Source organism: Mesobacillus jeotgali (assembly GCF_031759225.1).
Classification (GTDB): domain Bacteria; phylum Bacillota; class Bacilli; order Bacillales; family Cytobacillaceae; genus Mesobacillus; species Mesobacillus jeotgali_B.
Window position 1 is genome coordinate 3315673 of record NZ_CP134494.1, and the last position, 16025, is coordinate 3331697.

The window sequence follows — 16025 nt, forward strand, 5'->3', positions numbered from 1 at the left end:
TGGTCTATAACATACTCGTTCCTTCTACATTTTTCGAATTATTAATCTATAGCCGAATTATATATAGCCTGTTGCACTTTGTCAAACGACTTGGCAAAAATTACGACGGCCGTTCTTTCTTTCTTTCAAGTATGATATGGTCTTTTGCATGGATTAGCGCAGCTCTTAATACCACAAGGACCGGAACGGCAAGAATAAGGCCAAGGATGCCGCCAACCTCTTCTCCCGCCAGCAGTGCAAACATGATCATCAGCGGATGCATATGCAGGCTTTTGCCGACAATCAGCGGTGACAGGATATTTCCTTCGAGGAACTGCAGGGAAAAGACAATCACGAGTGACAGAAGCACCATTTTCACCGACATTGTCGCTGCAATGATGACAGCCGGAATCGCTCCGATAATCGGCCCGAAATATGGAATTACATTTGTAATCCCGACAATCGCACCTAGCAGCAGTGAATACTTGATGCCAGCCATCCAAAAAAACAATGAGGAAAGGACACCAATGATCAGACAAATGAGCAGTTGCCCGCGGATATAGCTTCCAAGAGACTTATCGACCTCATGCAGGAACTTTGTGCCTGGCTGTCTCCACTGCCGGGGCGTCAGATACCAGGCCGCTTTTTTCATGACCTCGAAGTCCTTCAGCATGTAAAAAGCAATGAACGGGATTACCGCAATCGTAAAAATTGAATTAATGATATCCATCAGGAATGTCATTGCACCTGCGAGCACTCCATCAAGCCATTGTTCCATCCGGGTAATTCCATCCTCGATTCTCTCGTGGATACCAGCCGGCCAAGTCGAGGTCTGATCAACGATATTATTGACCATCTGCCTATATTGCTCGGCAAAATACGGGGCATTCTCCGCCAGGTCACCCAGCTGGCGGATCATTGCTGGTATTCCTTTGTAAAAAGCAAAGCCGGCTCCGCCAAAAAATAAAATATAAATGATCAAGATCGAGATTCCGCGGTGAAGCCCTCTTTGATGAAGCGTCTCAACAATCGGGTGGAGCAAATATGTAATGAACGCAGCCACTGAAAAAGGCACAAGCAGCGAAATCAAAATTTCCAAAAACGGAACCCAGATGGACTGTAATTTGATGAAAACAAAAAGCACAATGAATAAAAGGAGAAGGAATCCAAGCCGGTAAAACCATTTCATCTGGATATTCATCATCTTCACCCTCCTTCCTGTTTATTCTTGAAAGAAAGGTGGTGGATTATGCATTTTTAGACAATAGAGGGAATTTACCATGCTGATTTGAGCATTTTTCATGGCTTATTTTTTTATATCCTCCAGTTACGATTAATTTTTATTAATGTAATGAATTTTCTTGTTATCCATGCAAGGGTATATGTTAAATACTTCTAACAAAGTACAATTGGAAAAATTATTCTCTTAAGAAATTGAAAAATTGCGCAATAAACTCCAATAATTTCTTAAAGATGATGCTTAATTGAGTAAGAAAAGCGACTTATCGCGTAATATGTATATTAATGGAAAAATAATATCCAATTACTTTCCTTACACAGTAAAAACCCCTGCAAAAATTACAGGGGTTAATCGTCAAGACTGTCGCAGCATATTAAAATAAAGCTTTCGTCATTTTCCTGCCAAGCTTCTTCATTTTTCTGCCTGACATCATATTATTGTTGGACGTATAGTTGTAAGCTGCCATGCCAGCACCAAAAGCGATTATGGAGGTTAACATTTTATTCAATGTGCTTCACCTCTTCGATTTATTTTATATGCCGTATTGACGTTGATCTTCTTCAAATAAATCATCAAGTGAGCTCAATGTTCCATCTTCTTCGACTTGATGGGTATGGATCAAGCCTTTGTTCAGAGACAGTTCGATAAAGCAATTCCAGCAGTAATATTGGTTGATGCCAATTTTACCGATATCCTTGCTCCTGCAATTGGGACAACTTAACATAAGGACACCTCATCTCGATTTGACAGTGACGACGATGGCATCCTTTCCGATTGCAGGCGGACCAGAGGTCTTAATGACACGCTTCCCATTCGCGATATCCGAAAAAAAGCCATCCGTTAATTCGTACCCTACAATCGTGCCCAATTCTTCCATAAAATATACATCTTCCAATAAGCCAAGCTGCTCCCCCTCTTTCGACAGGAGCTTTCTCCCTGCAAGGCCCTCATTATGCTCGAATGTATATTCAGGCTCTGTCTCCAATCGCTCCAAGGCTGATTTGTCTTCCACCATGACCCCATCTTCACCAAAGGATGAAACCTGATCCACTTTCACCTGAAACGTTTTCTTGATGAACGCACCCTTTTTTACAAGTAAGCCCACTACGCTTCCATTGCCAGAAATGCTCACATCACAAACTTCGCCCAGTTTTTGACCACTCGCCAATTCATATACAGGCAGTCCCTTTAAAAGTGAAAATGTCCGCAAAAGTGTGTCCCGCCTTTCCGAACACTCTTAGTTTCCACCGCATTACTAAATTCATGTGGTGTAAGGATTTCCATTCATCGGTTTGAAATTAAAGACTAAAATCCGTTTAAATCTTATGCAGAATAACAAACTAATTGAGAAGGAAAGTGGTCAAGCCCGAATACCGTAGGGTGAAATATAACACGAAAGGAACTACAGCATGAGAAAATGTTTTGCAATACTGTCCATCACTTTCATCTTCCTTTTGATGAACCTATCTCCTGCATTAGCAGTCAATAATCCAAGAAATACCTATGAAGTAAAGCCAGGAGATTATTTATGGAAGATAGCGTCAACCTATAAAACATCAGTAGCAGATCTCAAGCTAATCAATGGATTGCAATCTGACTTGATCCTGGTTGGCCAAAAATTGAGAGTTCCCATCGAGTATGAGGTCGTTCCCGGTGACACATTATGGAAGCTTTCAGTCTCTTTTAATTCTACTGTCCAATCAATCAAAACAGCCAATGGCTTGAACACGAATATGATTTATGTGGGACAGAAATTAAGGATTCCGCCTAAAAAATTGGACATGCAAGGCCAGTATGTATTGATGACAAGAGATGAATTCAGGGATTGGGTTTTCAACCATCTTTTCACACGAAAAATCGGAAAAATCCAGCAGCACCATACGTATCAGCCATCCTATCAGCAATTTAATGGCAACAACCACTTCACCTTATTGAAGGGTATGGAAGATTATCATGTAAACTCTATGAAATGGAGCACCATCAGCCAGCAGCTGACGACATTCCCTGATGGCAAGGTAGCTGTAGGCAGGTCATTTAACATCCCCCCTGAAGGATCATTTGGATTGTTAAATGAATCAGTCATGCGCGAGATAGAAGCAGATGCATTGGCAATCGAGAATGTAGGGAATTTTGATGCCGGGAATAACCAAATGACTGCTGAGCAAAGGGAAACGATCCTTACCGTCACTGCACTGCTGATGATGCGATTCGGCCTCAGTCCTTCAATTGACACAATTACGTACCATCACTGGTGGGATATCAACTCAGGAGAAAGAGTTTTGGATGAAGGGCAAGGCCATGTGGTAAAAACCTGCCCAGGAACAGACTTCTTCGGCGGCAATTCCACTGCTGACGCTAAAAGTCACTTTTATCCTATGGTTACTCGCAAAATGCAGGAAATTTCTGCAACCATGAGATAATGAAGATAAGCCAAAAAAGAACCCGCGCTACTTAACGTGGGTTCTTCTGATTAGCTCCCTTCCTCCATAAAATCATAAGGAGTCAGGTTTCCCATCCCGATCATCGGGTCAGCTTTTTTGATGATGTCGAGATAATCGACTTCTTCGTCTTTATCGGAATGTTCGCTTTGTAGCTTAGGTTCTGGCTGTCGCATGCTTAGTTCGTTTGTTTCTGTTTCACCTTGCAGTTCAGGCAGTAATTGTACAAGTTTTTCAACGAGCGTAGTATTCCTTGCAGTATCTTCACCACGTTCAATCCCCATTTTCAGCGCATCCTCTTCGCCAACCAGTATGAGGAATTGCTTACTCCTGGTAATCGCGGTATAAATCAAATTCCTGCGCAGCATCCTGTAGTAGCTTTTTACCACCGGCAGAACGACGATCGGAAATTCACTGCCCTGGGATTTATGCACGGAACAGCAATATGCGTGGGTGATTTGCGACAGGTCCGGCCTGTTATAGGTGACTTCAATTCCGTCAAAGGAAACGATCAGCTGATCTTGTTTTTCGGTGTTTTCCTTTGCGTAAAATATCGCGACAACTTCACCCATATCACCATTGAAAACATTGGCTTCAGGCTGATTGACCAGCTGGAGGACTTTATCGCCGATGCGGTATTTTACATCGCCGAATGCAAGCTCTTTCCTGGTACCATCATCATTCGGATTGAACAGTTCCTGCAATAGTTCATTCAAACGGTCAATGCCAGCCGGGCCCCGGTACATTGGCGCCAGCACCTGGATATTCCTTGGAGAATACCCTTTCTTTTTGGCATTTGCGACAACTTTTTCAACTACCTGGGGAATCTGGCTCGTTGTACACTTTATAAACGAACGGTCTGGCTGTTGTGCGGAAATATCCTCTGGCAGGGATCCATTTTTGATTTGGTGTGCAAGTTCGATGATTGAAGAGCCTTCAGCCTGTCTGTAAATATCCGTCAGCCTGACCGTCGGGACCCTTCCTGAATCCAATAGATCCTTTAGTACCTGGCCAGGACCTACAGATGGGAGCTGGTCTTCATCTCCCACCACGATGACCTGAATATTGTCAGGCAGCGATTTGAACAATTGATGTGCCAGCCATATATCAACCATTGATGTTTCATCGATAATCAGAATCTTCCCATCTAGCGGCTGGTCTTCATCATGGTCAAATCCTTCCGCACCATTCCAGCGCAGCAGCCTATGGATGGTCACGGCAGGCAGCCCGGTTGACTCAGTCATCCTCTTAGCCGCCCGGCCGGTCGGAGCTGCAAGCAAGAAGGGATACGGCTCTTCTTTTTTATAATCCTTTGGGTCCAGCGAACAACCGTGAAGCTCTGCATATAGCTCTACGATCCCCTTGATGACCGTCGTTTTCCCCGTGCCGGGGCCGCCTGTCAGGATCATCATTGGTGACATCAGCGCTGTCTGGATCGCTTCCTTCTGGCTTGGTCCGTACTGGACACCCAAACGCTCCTCAAGCTCTCCAAGTGCAAGAAGAAACTCCGATTCAGGAAATTGATTTTCATATTCTGTTTGCTCAAGAATCCTTTTGATATTCACAACCAGGCCTTTTTCCGAATAATAAAGGGACGGCAAATAGACTCTCTGCTCTTCGGCAACCAGCTTACCTTCTTCACCAAGCTTAATGATTTCGTTCGAGATATCAGTGAATTCTATTTCTATATTCTGATTGTCCTCAAGCAGTTTTTTCACATCGACGAGCAGCTCTTCTGCTTCCATGAAAACATGTCCGCCCTGGATACTAGAACTCTCTAGGGTATATAGACAGGCCGCCTTGATCCGATCCGGATGGTTGCCCGTAAGGCCGAGCTGACTCCCTAGCTCGTCCGCCCTGCCGAAACCGATGCCTTCGATATCCTCCACGAGCTTATAAGGGTTGTTCTGAATCACTTCAATCGCATTTTCTTTATAGACCTGATAAATCTTCATCGACAGCTGAGGGCCAAAACCATATTCGTTCAATGCCACCATCACTTGTTCAAGGCCCTGATGCTCCATCAATGTGTCATACAGTTCCTTAGCTTTTTCAGGTGCCAGTTTCGGAATTTGGTCAAGGACTGACGGGTTCTCGATAATCCTGGTTATCGCCTTTTCCCCGAGCGTATCGACAATCTTCTCAGCCGTTTTCTTTCCAATCCCCTTGAATAGATCACTTGAAAGGTAGCTGATGATCCCTTGCTTTGACTGTGGCAAATCCTTGCGGAAATGAGTCGCATGGAATTGTGCACCGAACTTAGGATGCTCTTTTATCTCACCGAAGAAAATGTAAGACTCTTGTTCATGAATCCGGGGGAAATACCCTGTTATGACCGCTTCTTTATCCTCGTACTGCTCATTTGTTTCCTCGACCCTGATCCTCAGGACTGTGTAAAGATTTTGTTCATTATGAAAAATGGTAACAAGATGTTTTCCTTTCATGAACTTCCCCTGTTCTGAAAACAAATCAAGCGAGTCCTGTTTGTCCAAAGTACTTCCCCCTTCCGCCAATGACTTTTAATTACTGAAGGTCCTGACCCTCAATCAATTTCTTGCCGTGCCCTGCCAGCAGATGGTCTGGCTGTATTTCCAATGCCCGATTGAACATTTCAAGTGCCTTTTCTCCATTTTCCTTGTAGCCATATGCTACCCCAAGATTATAGAGGGCGTCTGCATGCTCCGGGTCCAGTGCGATTGCCTGTTCAAGTGCTTTAATCGCTTCATCGATAAATCCTTCCCTTGCAAGACATAGTCCATATTGGAAATGGGCTTCAGCATCATTTTCGAGGAGCTCGGTGCTCCTCTGTAAGTATGGCAGAGCCAATTTGCTGCTGCCCATATTCGCGAGGCTCATCCCTAGCATAAAAAAGTTGTCTCCATTGTCCAGCCCTTTTTTCATGGCCAGCTCAAACATCTTTCTGGCTTCATCGAAGCTTTGGTTATCGTAATAAACGCTGCCCTTGCTGTAGTATGCTGCTGTAGCATTTTCATCAAGGCTGATTGCTTTATCGAAAAAATTCATTGCCCTTTCCGTGTCACCTACCGCGGTAAGAACGTTCCCAAAATTTATGTATGCAACCGGATCCTTTGGCTGTTCGTCTATCGCTTCGGCGAATGTCTTGGCCGCCTCTTCCCACTTTCCTTCTTGCATCAACTGAATACCTGTCTGATTTTTATCCATATTTAACACTCCATTCTCCATGAAAGTATACCATATCAAGGGGGATTTAGACTCTATAGTGGGTGCCTTTCAAAGAGTGAAAAGCGTAAAAAATCCCTGAAAGATCCTGATCAAAAAGCAATCCCCGGCGAAGCTGTCCCGCCGGGGATTTGATCAGGATTAGCCGACATATGTCAGTTTGTTTCCATTCTTGAAAATCTCGTCAATCGTACCGCCGCCCAGACATTCTTCACCATCATAGAAAACGACGGCTTGTCCTGGTGTCACGGCGCGAATTGGTTCTTTGAACAGAACCTTCGCTGTTCCATCATCCTGAAGCTCAACCGTTACAGCATTATCAGGCTGGCGGTAACGGAATTTTGCTGTACATTCGAAAACCCTAGGCTTCTCCCTGTCAGATACAAAACCGACATTAACAGCTGTGATGCTGTCCGAGTACAGCAGCTCATTATGGAAGCCTTGTTCAACCAGCAAAACATTACGTTCAAGATCTTTGCCGACAACAAACCAGGGTTCGCCCGAGCCGCCAATGCCAAGACCCTGGCGCTGACCGATCGTGTAATACATCAAGCCGTCATGCTTCCCTTTTACCTGGCCATCCATCGTTTCCATATTGCCTGGCTGTGCCGGGAGATAATTTCCAAGGAACTCCTTGAAATTCCTTTCACCAATGAAGCAGATGCCTGTACTGTCTTTTTTGGTTGCCGTGGCAAGGTTCGCTTCTCTGGCAAGCTCCCTGACTCGGGATTTTTCCAGATTGCCGATCGGAAACAGAACTTTTTCAATCTGGCTTTGACTCAACTGGTTCAGGAAATAGGTCTGATCCTTGTTTTCATCAAGGCCGCGGAGCATCTTGCGTTCCCCGTCCCGATCTTCGACTCGTGCATAGTGGCCTGTCGCCAAATAATCCGCTCCAAGGTTCATAGCGTGCTCAAGGAATGCTTTGAACTTGATTTCCTTGTTGCACATGACGTCTGGATTCGGCGTTCTGCCTGCTTTATATTCATCCAGGAAATAAGTGAAAACCTTATCCCAATATTGTTTTTCAAAATTGACCGCATAATATGGAATGCCGATCTGGTTGCAGACGCGGATCACATCCTCGTAATCCTCGGTAGCCGTGCAGACACCGTTTTCGTCGGTATCATCCCAGTTCTTCATGAAAATGCCAATCACATCGTAGCCCTGCTCCTTCAGAATGAGCGCAGCAACTGATGAATCAACACCCCCGGACATCCCAACCACCACTCTTGTATCCTTAGGTGATTTTTCCATTATGCTTCACCTCTTTTCTCTTCCTTTAAAAACTTATTCTTCCCTCAAACCTGGTTATTTTTCTAAACCTGGCTACTTTTCGCAAGACGGCGGACAATTTTCGCAGTATCCTCGGCTGCTTTTTCAATCTGTTCCTTCGTATTGTGCAAGCCAAAGCTAAAGCGGATGGAATTTGTCAGCTTATCAGCTTCTTTTCCGAACATCGCGACCAGCACATGGGAAGGATCGATTGACCCAGCAGTACAGGCCGAGCCGCTAGAAGCAGCAATGCCAGATAGGTCAAGATTGACAAGCATCGCTTCGACATTCGTACCCGGAAAGCTTAAGTTTAAAATATGAGGAAGTGATTTATCAAGCAATCCGTTCAGCTGGAAAGAGATTCCGCTCATTTCGAGTTTATCGATGAACAGATTCCTTAGATCATTATAGAAGCGGCGCTTCGTTTCAAGCTCCTTTTGAGATAGCTCAACGGCTTTGCGGAACCCGGCAATTGCCGCGACATTTTCTGTACCGGCACGGCGTTTCCTTTCTTGTTCACCACCGAAAATCTGTCTTGACAGCTTGATCCCTTCCCTGATATAAAGAAAGCCAATCCCCTTGGGACCATTGATTTTATGGGCTGAGACAGAAAGAAGGTCAACCTTCAGTTCTTCGACATCCAATTTTTCAATGCCATAAGCCTGGACAGCGTCTGTATGGAAAACCGCTTGATGATCAGCTAGCATACCACCAATCTCTTGTATAGGCTGGATCGTGCCCACCTCATTGTTTCCATACATGATTGTCACAAGAATTGTATCGTCCCGTAACGCTTCTTCTATTTTCCCAAGAGAAACCAGTCCATTTTCATCTACCGGCAGATACGTGACCTCAAATCCACGCTTCTCCAATTCCTCACAGCTATGAAGGACAGCATGATGTTCAACCTGCGTTGTGATGATATGCTGTCCTTTCGAGCGGTTGCTTTCCGCATAACCGATGATGGCCAGGTTATCTGCTTCAGTGCCGCCGCTCGTAAAAATAATATTGTTTCCCTTCGTCCCGATGCTCTTCGCCAGTTCATCGCGGGTGTCATCAAGGATTTTCCTCGCTTCACGACCAAAATGGTGGATGCTTGAAGGGTTGCCGAATTCCGCTTCCATTACCTTGACCATTTCAGCCAGAACATCCGGATGCATCGGTGTTGTGGCTGCATGGTCCAAATAGATTCTTTCCAAAGTCTTACCCTCTCTTCAGAAGATTTTTTAAATTGGCTCTGTAAATTTTGGCTGTTGATTTCTGTTCCAGGCGCTTCGCTTTCCGCGGGAAGTCGTGGAGCCTCCTCGGCGCTTTAAGCGCCTGCGGGGTCTCCCCATGACTTTCTCATCCCGCAGGAGTCTTCGCGCCTTCCACTCCAATCAACAGGTTATATAAAACCTCGATGGGCTATAACAGAGCCACTAACTTTCATAAACTGTGCTACATACTCACTCCAGCAGCATTCAAAATGTGTGGATTTTATATATAAAACATATAAGCGTCAGACTCGCCAAAGTTGTCGGAGTGGTTGGCGAGGTCTTCGATTGTGGTATTGTCGAGTACGTCCTTGACCGCATCCCTGATTCTTGTCCAGAGTTCACGTTTGGCTGGTTCCTCGTCCTCTATCCCTTCGACAATGCTGATGGGCCCCTCGAGGACACGGATGATGTCCCCAGCTGAGATGGTAGAAGGTTCTGAGCTGAGTATATAACCTCCATATGCTCCTCTGATGCTTTTCACCAGGCCGGCATTCCTGAGCGGTGCAACCAATTGCTCCAGGTAATGCTCTGATAAGTCATTAGTTTGCGCAATGGATTTCAGTGATATCGGGCCTTCTCCATATTTCTTGGCAAGCTCGATCATGATCGTCAATCCATAGCGTCCTTTCGTCGATATTTTCATATTGCACCTCTATTCCATTTTTTAAAGTGTGTTATTTTATCAGATATATTTAAATGCCCCATAAGGCATTCTCTCACTATAAATAGTATCAAAATCCTTAGTTAATAGGTAGGCTTTTGCAATTATAGCACAAATTGCGTGTACCATGCGCAAGTCCCCCGTTCGTGTTATTGTATATATACGAAATATGCGTTATTGGAGCGATGAGCATGAATCTTAAACCTCTTGCTTTCAGGATGAGGCCGAGGACAATTGAGGAAGTGATTGGCCAGTCCCATCTTGTAGCTGAAGGAAAAATCATAAATCGGATGGTCAAGGCTCGGCAATTATCTTCGATGATCCTTTACGGTCCGCCTGGCATCGGAAAAACTTCGATTGCCAGCGCCATTGCAGGAAGCACGAATTTCGCTTTCAGGACACTGAATGCTGTTACCAATAATAAAAAAGATATGGAAGTAGTCGCCGCTGAGGCGAAAATGTCAGGTAAGGTAATCCTTCTTCTTGATGAAGTTCACCGCCTTGACAAGGCGAAACAGGACTTCCTGCTTCCTTATCTTGAAAACGGGATGATTGTCTTGATTGGAGCGACGACAAGTAATCCTTATCACGCAATCAATCCCGCAATCCGGTCAAGATGCCAGATTTTCGAACTGAAGCCACTTGAACCAGAGGATATTAAAAAAGCATTGCGCCGGGCCATTTCCGATGACGAAAGAGGCCTTGGGGACTTGAAGATTGAGATTACCGAATCGGCGCTCACCCATTTTGCCACAGCCTCAGGAGGAGATGTGAGAAGCTCACTGAATGCTCTTGAACTCGCTGTGCTTTCCACCGAACCAGATGGAGATGGTGTCATTCATATAGATGAGGCCGCTGCAGAGGAATGCATGCAGAAAAAAAGCCTTTCACACGATAAAGACGGTGATGCACACTATGATGTGCTCTCAGGTTTCCAAAAATCCATCAGGGGCAGCGACGTGAATGCCGCCCTCCATTATCTTGGAAGATTGATCGAAGCAGGTGACCTCGTCAGCATTAACCGGAGGCTCCTTGTGATTGCCTATGAAGATATTGGACTGGCAAGCCCTCAGGCTGGACAAAGGACGCTGGCCGCCATAGAAGCAGCGGAAAGGGTTGGCTTTCCGGAAGCAAGGATACCATTGGCCAATGCAGTTATAGAACTATGTCTGTCACCAAAGTCCAATTCTGCTTATGTTGCCCTTGATTTGGCACTGGCTGACATCCGTTCTGGAATCAGCGGCGAAGTTCCTGACCATTTAAAGGATGCCCATTATAAAGGCGCCAAAGACCTGGGAAGAGGCGTGGATTATTTATATCCTCATGATTATGAAGGAGGATGGGTCAAACAGCAGTATCTCCCGGACAGGATCAAGAACAAGGTCTATTACAAGCCAAAGAAAACAGGTAAATTCGAACAGGCAATTGCTGCGATTTACGAAAGAATCACAGGGCAAAAAAAATAAGCGGAAGTGCCAATTACGGCTCTTCCGCTTATTTTTAACTATTTACACGTTCAATTTCAATATCCTTCAACAGCTCTCGGACAACATGGCTTGCCATGATGAGCCCTGCTACTGATGGAACAAAAGCATTGGATGATGGCGGCATTTTCGCTTTCCGGATTTCCGCATTATCATTGCCGACCTCTTTTCGGACATCTTCGCGGATCACGATTGGGCTTTCATCTGAAAATACGACCGGAATCCCCTTCTTGATGCCTTCTTTTCGCAGACGAGTACGAATCACTTTAGCAAGCGGGTCAGTGTGGGTCTTGAAAATATCAGCAATCTGGAACCGGGTCGGGTCCATCTTATTAGCTGCTCCCATGCTAGAAATCATTGGGATGTCGCGCTTGATCGCTTCCTTGATCAAATGGATTTTATAAGAGATCGTATCCGATGCATCAACGATAAAATCCAAGTCATAGCCAAAAATCTCTTCATAGGTTTCTTCTGTATAAAACATTTTCAACGCAATGACTTCGCATTCAGGATTTATATCCATGATTCTGTCGCGCATCACTTCCACTTTCTGCTTGCCAACAGTTGAAAGAAGAGCGATTAGCTGTCTGTTGACATTCGTGATGTCAACATCATCCTTATCAATCAAAATCAGCTTGCCAACTCCAGACCTTGCCAGAGCTTCTGCCGCAAACGAACCAACCCCGCCTATTCCTAAAACCGCGACGGTACTATTCTTCATTATATCGAGGCCTTCCTTGCCAATGGCCAATTCATTACGAGAAAATTGATGAAGCATCCATACTCACTCCAAATTTAAGATTAATGTTACTATCTATACCCGCTTTTGAATATAACATACCCGCCATCAATTTCAAGTATTTTTATAGGAATTAATGTGTATGTAAGTCTTGGTAGTGCTACTTATAAAAAAAGGCTGAAGCACTAAGAAGTGTTTGTTTGAGGAGTTCTATCAGACAAACCGATGGCTGATTTTCTAATATTTGTCCATTAGAAGGCCCCTATCGGACAAACTAAAGACTCAAATGATAAAAACTGTCCGTTATGAAATTTTCATCAAGATCCATATACAAATTTGTCCTTAACATGGTTGAGACATCAAAAAAACCATGCATTTCTGATATTATCCCCTTTAAGTAGACATTCAAAAAAACCTCCATGGTACCATGGAGGTAAGAATGGATACTTGGAGGGGATTTTTCTATGGCTAAGAAAGGACAACAGTTTCAACGTTATACAAATGAATTCAAACAGAAAGCAGTATTAACATACGTTAATGGATCTAAAAGTTATAAGGTAGTGGCCGAAGAGTTAGGGATCCGCAATTGTACACAGCTTAAAGTATGGGTAAAGAAGTGGATGAACGGACAGTCATTTGATGAGCGGCGTGGAGTATCAAACCCTTTAAAAGGAAGGCCACGTACTAACTTTAAAACGGTGGAAGAAGAAAGAGATTATTTGAAGGCACAGGTAGAATACTTAAAAAAGCAGTATCCAAATCTGGTAAAGGAGGAGAAGACATCACCCGTCAGGCAAAATATGAAATCATTGAAGGGTTAAGGGGGAAATACCCTGTCACCTGGTTAATGGAAATCGCCAGAATCAAGCGTGCCTCTTACTATAAGTGGAAAGCAACTCTGCCACAACGCGAGGAAAGGTTCAAACAAGAACAGGATGTACGAGAACATATAATGGCCATTCATTTTATTCATCCAGAGTTCGGGCGTCCTCGAATAACAGATTGGTTAAAGGAAAGTGACTTTTTGATCAACCATAAAAAAGTGTACAGGTTGATGAAGGAGATGGGCATACAGTCGGTGATCCGGAAGAAAAGGAAACGCCATGGCCATACACCTTCAGTTATATGTCCAAATCGCCTAAAGAGAAATTTCAAAGCGGTGGGTCCAAATCAGAAAATGGCAACAGATATCACATATGTTTCTGACGGCAAAGAGTTTTATTACCTGTCGGTCATTCAAGATCTATTCAACAATGAAATCGTGGCATGGCAAATATCCAAACGAAATGATTTAGAACTCGTATTAAAAACTGTTGATGAATGGACAAATAAAAAGGACGTAGCTGGAGCCGTTCTCCATTCGGATCAAGGCTTCCAGTATACGTCCAAGACATACAACAATAGGTTAGAGACATTCGGCGTCAAGGGCAGCCACTCTCGCAAAGGAAACTGCCTTGATAACGCATGCGTAGAATCATTCTTCTCACATCTCAAATCCGAAAAGTTGTATATAGCACAGTGTAAATCAGAAGAGGAAATACGGCAAGCAATCGAAGAATTCATCTATCATTACAATTACAAACGGACTCAAAAGAAATTAAAGAAACGCGCGCCGATTGAGTATCGACACGCGTTAGCTGCGTAGCTTTTTTGTCTTGTCTACTTGACGGGGTCATGACCATTTCTGCATGGTTTTAATTACGTATGTAGGAAGAGTCCCAATCGTGCCGTCGTGTTGGTTGCCTTCGTCTTGAACCCGCTCTCAGCAGGTGGGTGCCCTGTTCCGGATTTCTGTAAGTCCTCTAGCCAGAGGCATTTACGCGGCCCGAAAACGCGAACTCCCGAAGGATAGATGTTAGGTCAAAACTTCAGGTTAAACAACGAACACATCAGGACTCTTCTTTTGTTGTTATTATAGTACCACAGCCTCGAATGAAGTTCAAGAATATGGCCACTGGATATTACTGGTCTTTTTTAACATTTAGTGACAAATGTAATTCATCAAGCTGTGCTCCGCTTACCTCGCCAGGAGCTTCTGTCAGCAGATCGCTTGCGCTTGCTGTTTTCGGGAATGCGATTGTATCGCGCAGGTTTGAACGGCCAGCAAGAAGCATGACCATCCTGTCCAGACCGAGAGCGATCCCGCCATGTGGAGGGGTTCCATATTCGAACGCCTCTAGCAGGAACCCAAACTGCTCGACTGCCTGTTCCTTTGTGAAGCCAAGGACAGAGAACATTTTTTCCTGAACATCTCTCTCAAAAATCCTTAGAGATCCGCCGCCTAGTTCATAGCCGTTCAGTACAAGGTCATATGCCTGTGCCTTGACACTTGCAGGATCACTCTCGAGTAAAGGCAGGTCTTCGCGGGCTGGCATCGTGAATGGATGGTGAGCAGCGAAATAACGATCCGCTTCCTCGTCGAACTCCAATAGCGGCCAATCTGTGATCCAAAGGAAGTTGAATTTGCTTTGGTCAATAAGGCCAAGCTCTTTACCAAGCTTTAAGCGCAATGCTCCAAGTGCGTCTGCCACCACGGACATTTTATCTGCTACGAAAAGAAGGAGGTCTCCAGCTTCCACTTCAAGCTTTGTCTTGAGCGCCGCTTGTTCTTCTTCCCCGAAAAACTTGGAGATAGGCCCTTTAAGTCCATCTTCTTCCGCTTTCAGCCATGCTAGACCTTTAGCACCGTATACAGAAACAAACTCTGTCAAAGCGTCGATATCTTTTCGGGAGTAGTTCGCTGCCGCACCTTTAACATTGATTGCCTTAACCTGACCGCCATTCGCGACTGCCGAAGCAAAGACTTTGAATCCTGATTCTTTCACCGTTTCAGAAAGGTCAATCAGTTCCATGTCAAAACGGGTATCTGGCTTATCAGAACCAAAGCGGCTCATTGCCTCTTCATAGCTCATGCGAGGAAATGGCTCTGTCACATCCAGGCCTTTTACATCCTTCATGACCTTTTGCATCATTTTTTCAGTAAGGCCCATGATTTCTTCCTGGCTCATGAAGCTCGTTTCGATATCGATTTGCGTGAATTCCGGCTGGCGGTCAGCTCGCAGGTCTTCATCGCGGAAGCAGCGGGCAATCTGGTAATAACGCTCAAAGCCGCCAACCATCATCAATTGTTTAAAAATCTGGGGTGATTGAGGAAGAGCGTAGAATTCACCCGGATGGACCCGGCTTGGTACCAGATAGTCACGTGCTCCTTCCGGGGTGCTTTTTGTTAGAATCGGTGTTTCCACATCAAGGAAGCCTTCTCCGTCTAGGAAGTTACGGATCGCCTTCGTTACCTGGTGCCTCATCTTGAATGTTTCGAACATGACCGGACGGCGCAGGTCAAGATAACGATATTTCAAACGGACATCTTCAGATACATCTGTTTTATCAGCAATCACGAAAGGAGTCGTTTTCGCTTCATTGATGATTGTAAGCTCTTCAGCCTGGACTTCGATCCTTCCAGTCTTTAGATTTTCATTGACGCTTCCTTCACTGCGGGCAATGACCTTTCCTTTTACATCAAGAACGTATTCTGTACGCACCTTTTCAGCGAGTGCAAGCGCTTCTGGTGACACATCAGGATTGAAGACAATCTGAACAAGTCCAGTTCTGTCACGCAAGTCGATGAAAATCAGACCGCCAAGATCCCGGCGTTTCTGCACCCAGCCTTTCAACGTTACCTTTTCACCGATAGCCTCTTCCGTTACTTCACCGCAAAAATATGATCTCCCAAACATCGAAACTCCCCC

At 44.7% G+C, this 16025-nt stretch carries 14 protein-coding genes, 1 other RNA gene and 1 other annotated feature (1 of these 16 running past the window's edge); of the genes, 3 read left to right on the top strand and 12 right to left on the bottom strand.

Annotation, left to right across the window (positions count from 1 at the left end; translation table 11 throughout):
• Positions 1-36: a binding site (T-box leader), on the bottom strand (it extends 177 nt beyond the left edge of the window).
• Positions 37-100: 64 nt separating this feature from the next.
• The 4 genes from RH061_RS16760 to RH061_RS16775 all read right to left on the bottom strand — a co-directional run bounded on the left by RH061_RS16760 (position 101) and on the right by RH061_RS16775 (position 2429).
• Complete coding sequence (locus RH061_RS16760; RefSeq protein ID WP_311076438.1) at positions 101-1180, bottom strand: AI-2E family transporter; 1080 nt, start codon at positions 1178-1180, stop codon at positions 101-103.
• Between the two features lie 412 nt (positions 1181-1592).
• Positions 1593-1718: a YrzQ family protein gene (locus RH061_RS16765; RefSeq protein WP_251027810.1), complete on the bottom strand. Its 126-nt coding sequence runs from the start codon at positions 1716-1718 to the stop codon at positions 1593-1595.
• Between the two features lie 33 nt (positions 1719-1751).
• Positions 1752-1943 carry a hypothetical protein gene (locus RH061_RS16770; RefSeq protein WP_023627194.1) on the bottom strand — a complete coding sequence of 64 codons (192 nt, stop codon included), beginning with the start codon at positions 1941-1943 and terminating at the stop codon, positions 1752-1754.
• A 9-nt stretch (positions 1944-1952) separates the two neighbouring features.
• On the bottom strand, positions 1953-2429 hold the full coding sequence (locus RH061_RS16775) for a PRC-barrel domain-containing protein (protein WP_311071879.1): 477 nt from the start codon (positions 2427-2429) through the stop codon (positions 1953-1955).
• Positions 2430-2628: 199 nt separating this feature from the next.
• Between RH061_RS16775 and RH061_RS16780 the strand changes: the two genes are divergently transcribed.
• On the top strand, positions 2629-3639 hold the full coding sequence (locus RH061_RS16780; RefSeq protein WP_311071880.1) for a LysM peptidoglycan-binding domain-containing protein: 1011 nt from the start codon (positions 2629-2631) through the stop codon (positions 3637-3639).
• A 50-nt stretch (positions 3640-3689) separates the two neighbouring features.
• Here the strand turns inward: RH061_RS16780 and recD2 are convergent, their stop codons facing one another.
• From recD2 to cymR, 5 genes are all read right to left on the bottom strand, one after another.
• Positions 3690-6149, bottom strand: coding sequence for an SF1B family DNA helicase RecD2 (gene recD2 / locus RH061_RS16785; RefSeq protein WP_311071881.1), 2460 nt, complete (start codon positions 6147-6149; stop codon positions 3690-3692).
• A 31-nt stretch (positions 6150-6180) separates the two neighbouring features.
• A complete protein-coding gene (locus RH061_RS16790; protein WP_311071883.1) occupies positions 6181-6840 on the bottom strand; it encodes a tetratricopeptide repeat protein in 660 nt (219 codons plus the stop codon).
• A gap of 159 nt (positions 6841-6999) precedes the next feature.
• A complete protein-coding gene (gene mnmA, locus RH061_RS16795) occupies positions 7000-8115 on the bottom strand; it encodes a tRNA 2-thiouridine(34) synthase MnmA (protein ID WP_311071884.1) in 1116 nt (371 codons plus the stop codon).
• Positions 8116-8177: 62 nt separating this feature from the next.
• A complete protein-coding gene (locus RH061_RS16800; RefSeq protein ID WP_311071885.1) occupies positions 8178-9332 on the bottom strand; it encodes a cysteine desulfurase family protein in 1155 nt (384 codons plus the stop codon).
• Between the two features lie 280 nt (positions 9333-9612).
• Positions 9613-10035 (bottom strand): cysteine metabolism transcriptional regulator CymR, encoded by a 423-nt coding sequence (cymR, locus tag RH061_RS16805; protein WP_041967745.1) that lies wholly within the window; start codon positions 10033-10035, stop codon positions 9613-9615.
• A gap of 209 nt (positions 10036-10244) precedes the next feature.
• Here cymR and RH061_RS16810 point away from each other — a divergent pair, with 209 nt between their 5' ends.
• On the top strand, positions 10245-11519 hold the full coding sequence (locus RH061_RS16810; RefSeq protein ID WP_311071887.1) for a replication-associated recombination protein A: 1275 nt from the start codon (positions 10245-10247) through the stop codon (positions 11517-11519).
• A 34-nt stretch (positions 11520-11553) separates the two neighbouring features.
• Here RH061_RS16810 and RH061_RS16815 read toward each other — a convergent pair whose 3' ends face one another.
• On the bottom strand, positions 11554-12315 hold the full coding sequence (locus tag RH061_RS16815) for a tRNA threonylcarbamoyladenosine dehydratase (protein WP_167831662.1): 762 nt from the start codon (positions 12313-12315) through the stop codon (positions 11554-11556).
• A 425-nt stretch (positions 12316-12740) separates the two neighbouring features.
• Here RH061_RS16815 and RH061_RS16820 point away from each other — a divergent pair.
• Positions 12741-13921 (top strand): IS3 family transposase gene (locus RH061_RS16820; protein ID WP_311070725.1). Its coding sequence is split into 2 segments (ribosomal slippage): positions 12741-13029 and positions 13029-13921, totalling 1182 coding nucleotides; the frame shifts between segments, so codons are not numbered across the junction.
• A 66-nt stretch (positions 13922-13987) separates the two neighbouring features.
• On the opposite strand, the gene ssrS is transcribed toward RH061_RS16820, so the two are convergent.
• Together ssrS and aspS are read right to left on the bottom strand one after the other, a co-directional pair.
• A non-coding RNA gene (ssrS, locus tag RH061_RS16825) (6S RNA) lies at positions 13988-14175 on the bottom strand.
• Positions 14176-14237: 62 nt separating this feature from the next.
• Positions 14238-16013 carry an aspartate--tRNA ligase gene (aspS, locus tag RH061_RS16830; protein ID WP_311071890.1) on the bottom strand — a complete coding sequence of 592 codons (1776 nt, stop codon included), beginning with the start codon at positions 16011-16013 and terminating at the stop codon, positions 14238-14240.
• Between the last annotated feature and the right edge of the window lie 12 nt (positions 16014-16025).

Excerpts from the sequence above, each read along its gene's own strand:
- RH061_RS16765 (WP_251027810.1), bottom strand. The coding sequence starts at position 1,718 with ATGTTAACCTCCATAATCGCTTTTGGTGCTGGCATGGCAGCTTACAAC.
- cymR (WP_041967745.1), bottom strand. The coding sequence starts at position 10,035 with ATGAAAATATCGACGAAAGGACGCTATGGATTGACGATCATGATCGAG.
- RH061_RS16790 (WP_311071883.1), bottom strand. The coding sequence starts at position 6,840 with ATGGATAAAAATCAGACAGGTATTCAGTTGATGCAAGAAGGAAAGTGG.
- mnmA (WP_311071884.1), bottom strand. The coding sequence starts at position 8,115 with ATGGAAAAATCACCTAAGGATACAAGAGTGGTGGTTGGGATGTCCGGG.
- RH061_RS16810 (WP_311071887.1), top strand. The coding sequence starts at position 10,245 with ATGAATCTTAAACCTCTTGCTTTCAGGATGAGGCCGAGGACAATTGAG.
- RH061_RS16815 (WP_167831662.1), bottom strand. The coding sequence starts at position 12,315 with ATGCTTCATCAATTTTCTCGTAATGAATTGGCCATTGGCAAGGAAGGC.
- aspS (WP_311071890.1), bottom strand. The coding sequence starts at position 16,013 with ATGTTTGGGAGATCATATTTTTGCGGTGAAGTAACGGAAGAGGCTATC.
- RH061_RS16770 (WP_023627194.1), bottom strand. The coding sequence starts at position 1,943 with ATGTTAAGTTGTCCCAATTGCAGGAGCAAGGATATCGGTAAAATTGGC.
- RH061_RS16760 (WP_311076438.1), bottom strand. The coding sequence starts at position 1,180 with ATGAATATCCAGATGAAATGGTTTTACCGGCTTGGATTCCTTCTCCTT.
- RH061_RS16780 (WP_311071880.1), top strand. The coding sequence starts at position 2,629 with ATGAGAAAATGTTTTGCAATACTGTCCATCACTTTCATCTTCCTTTTG.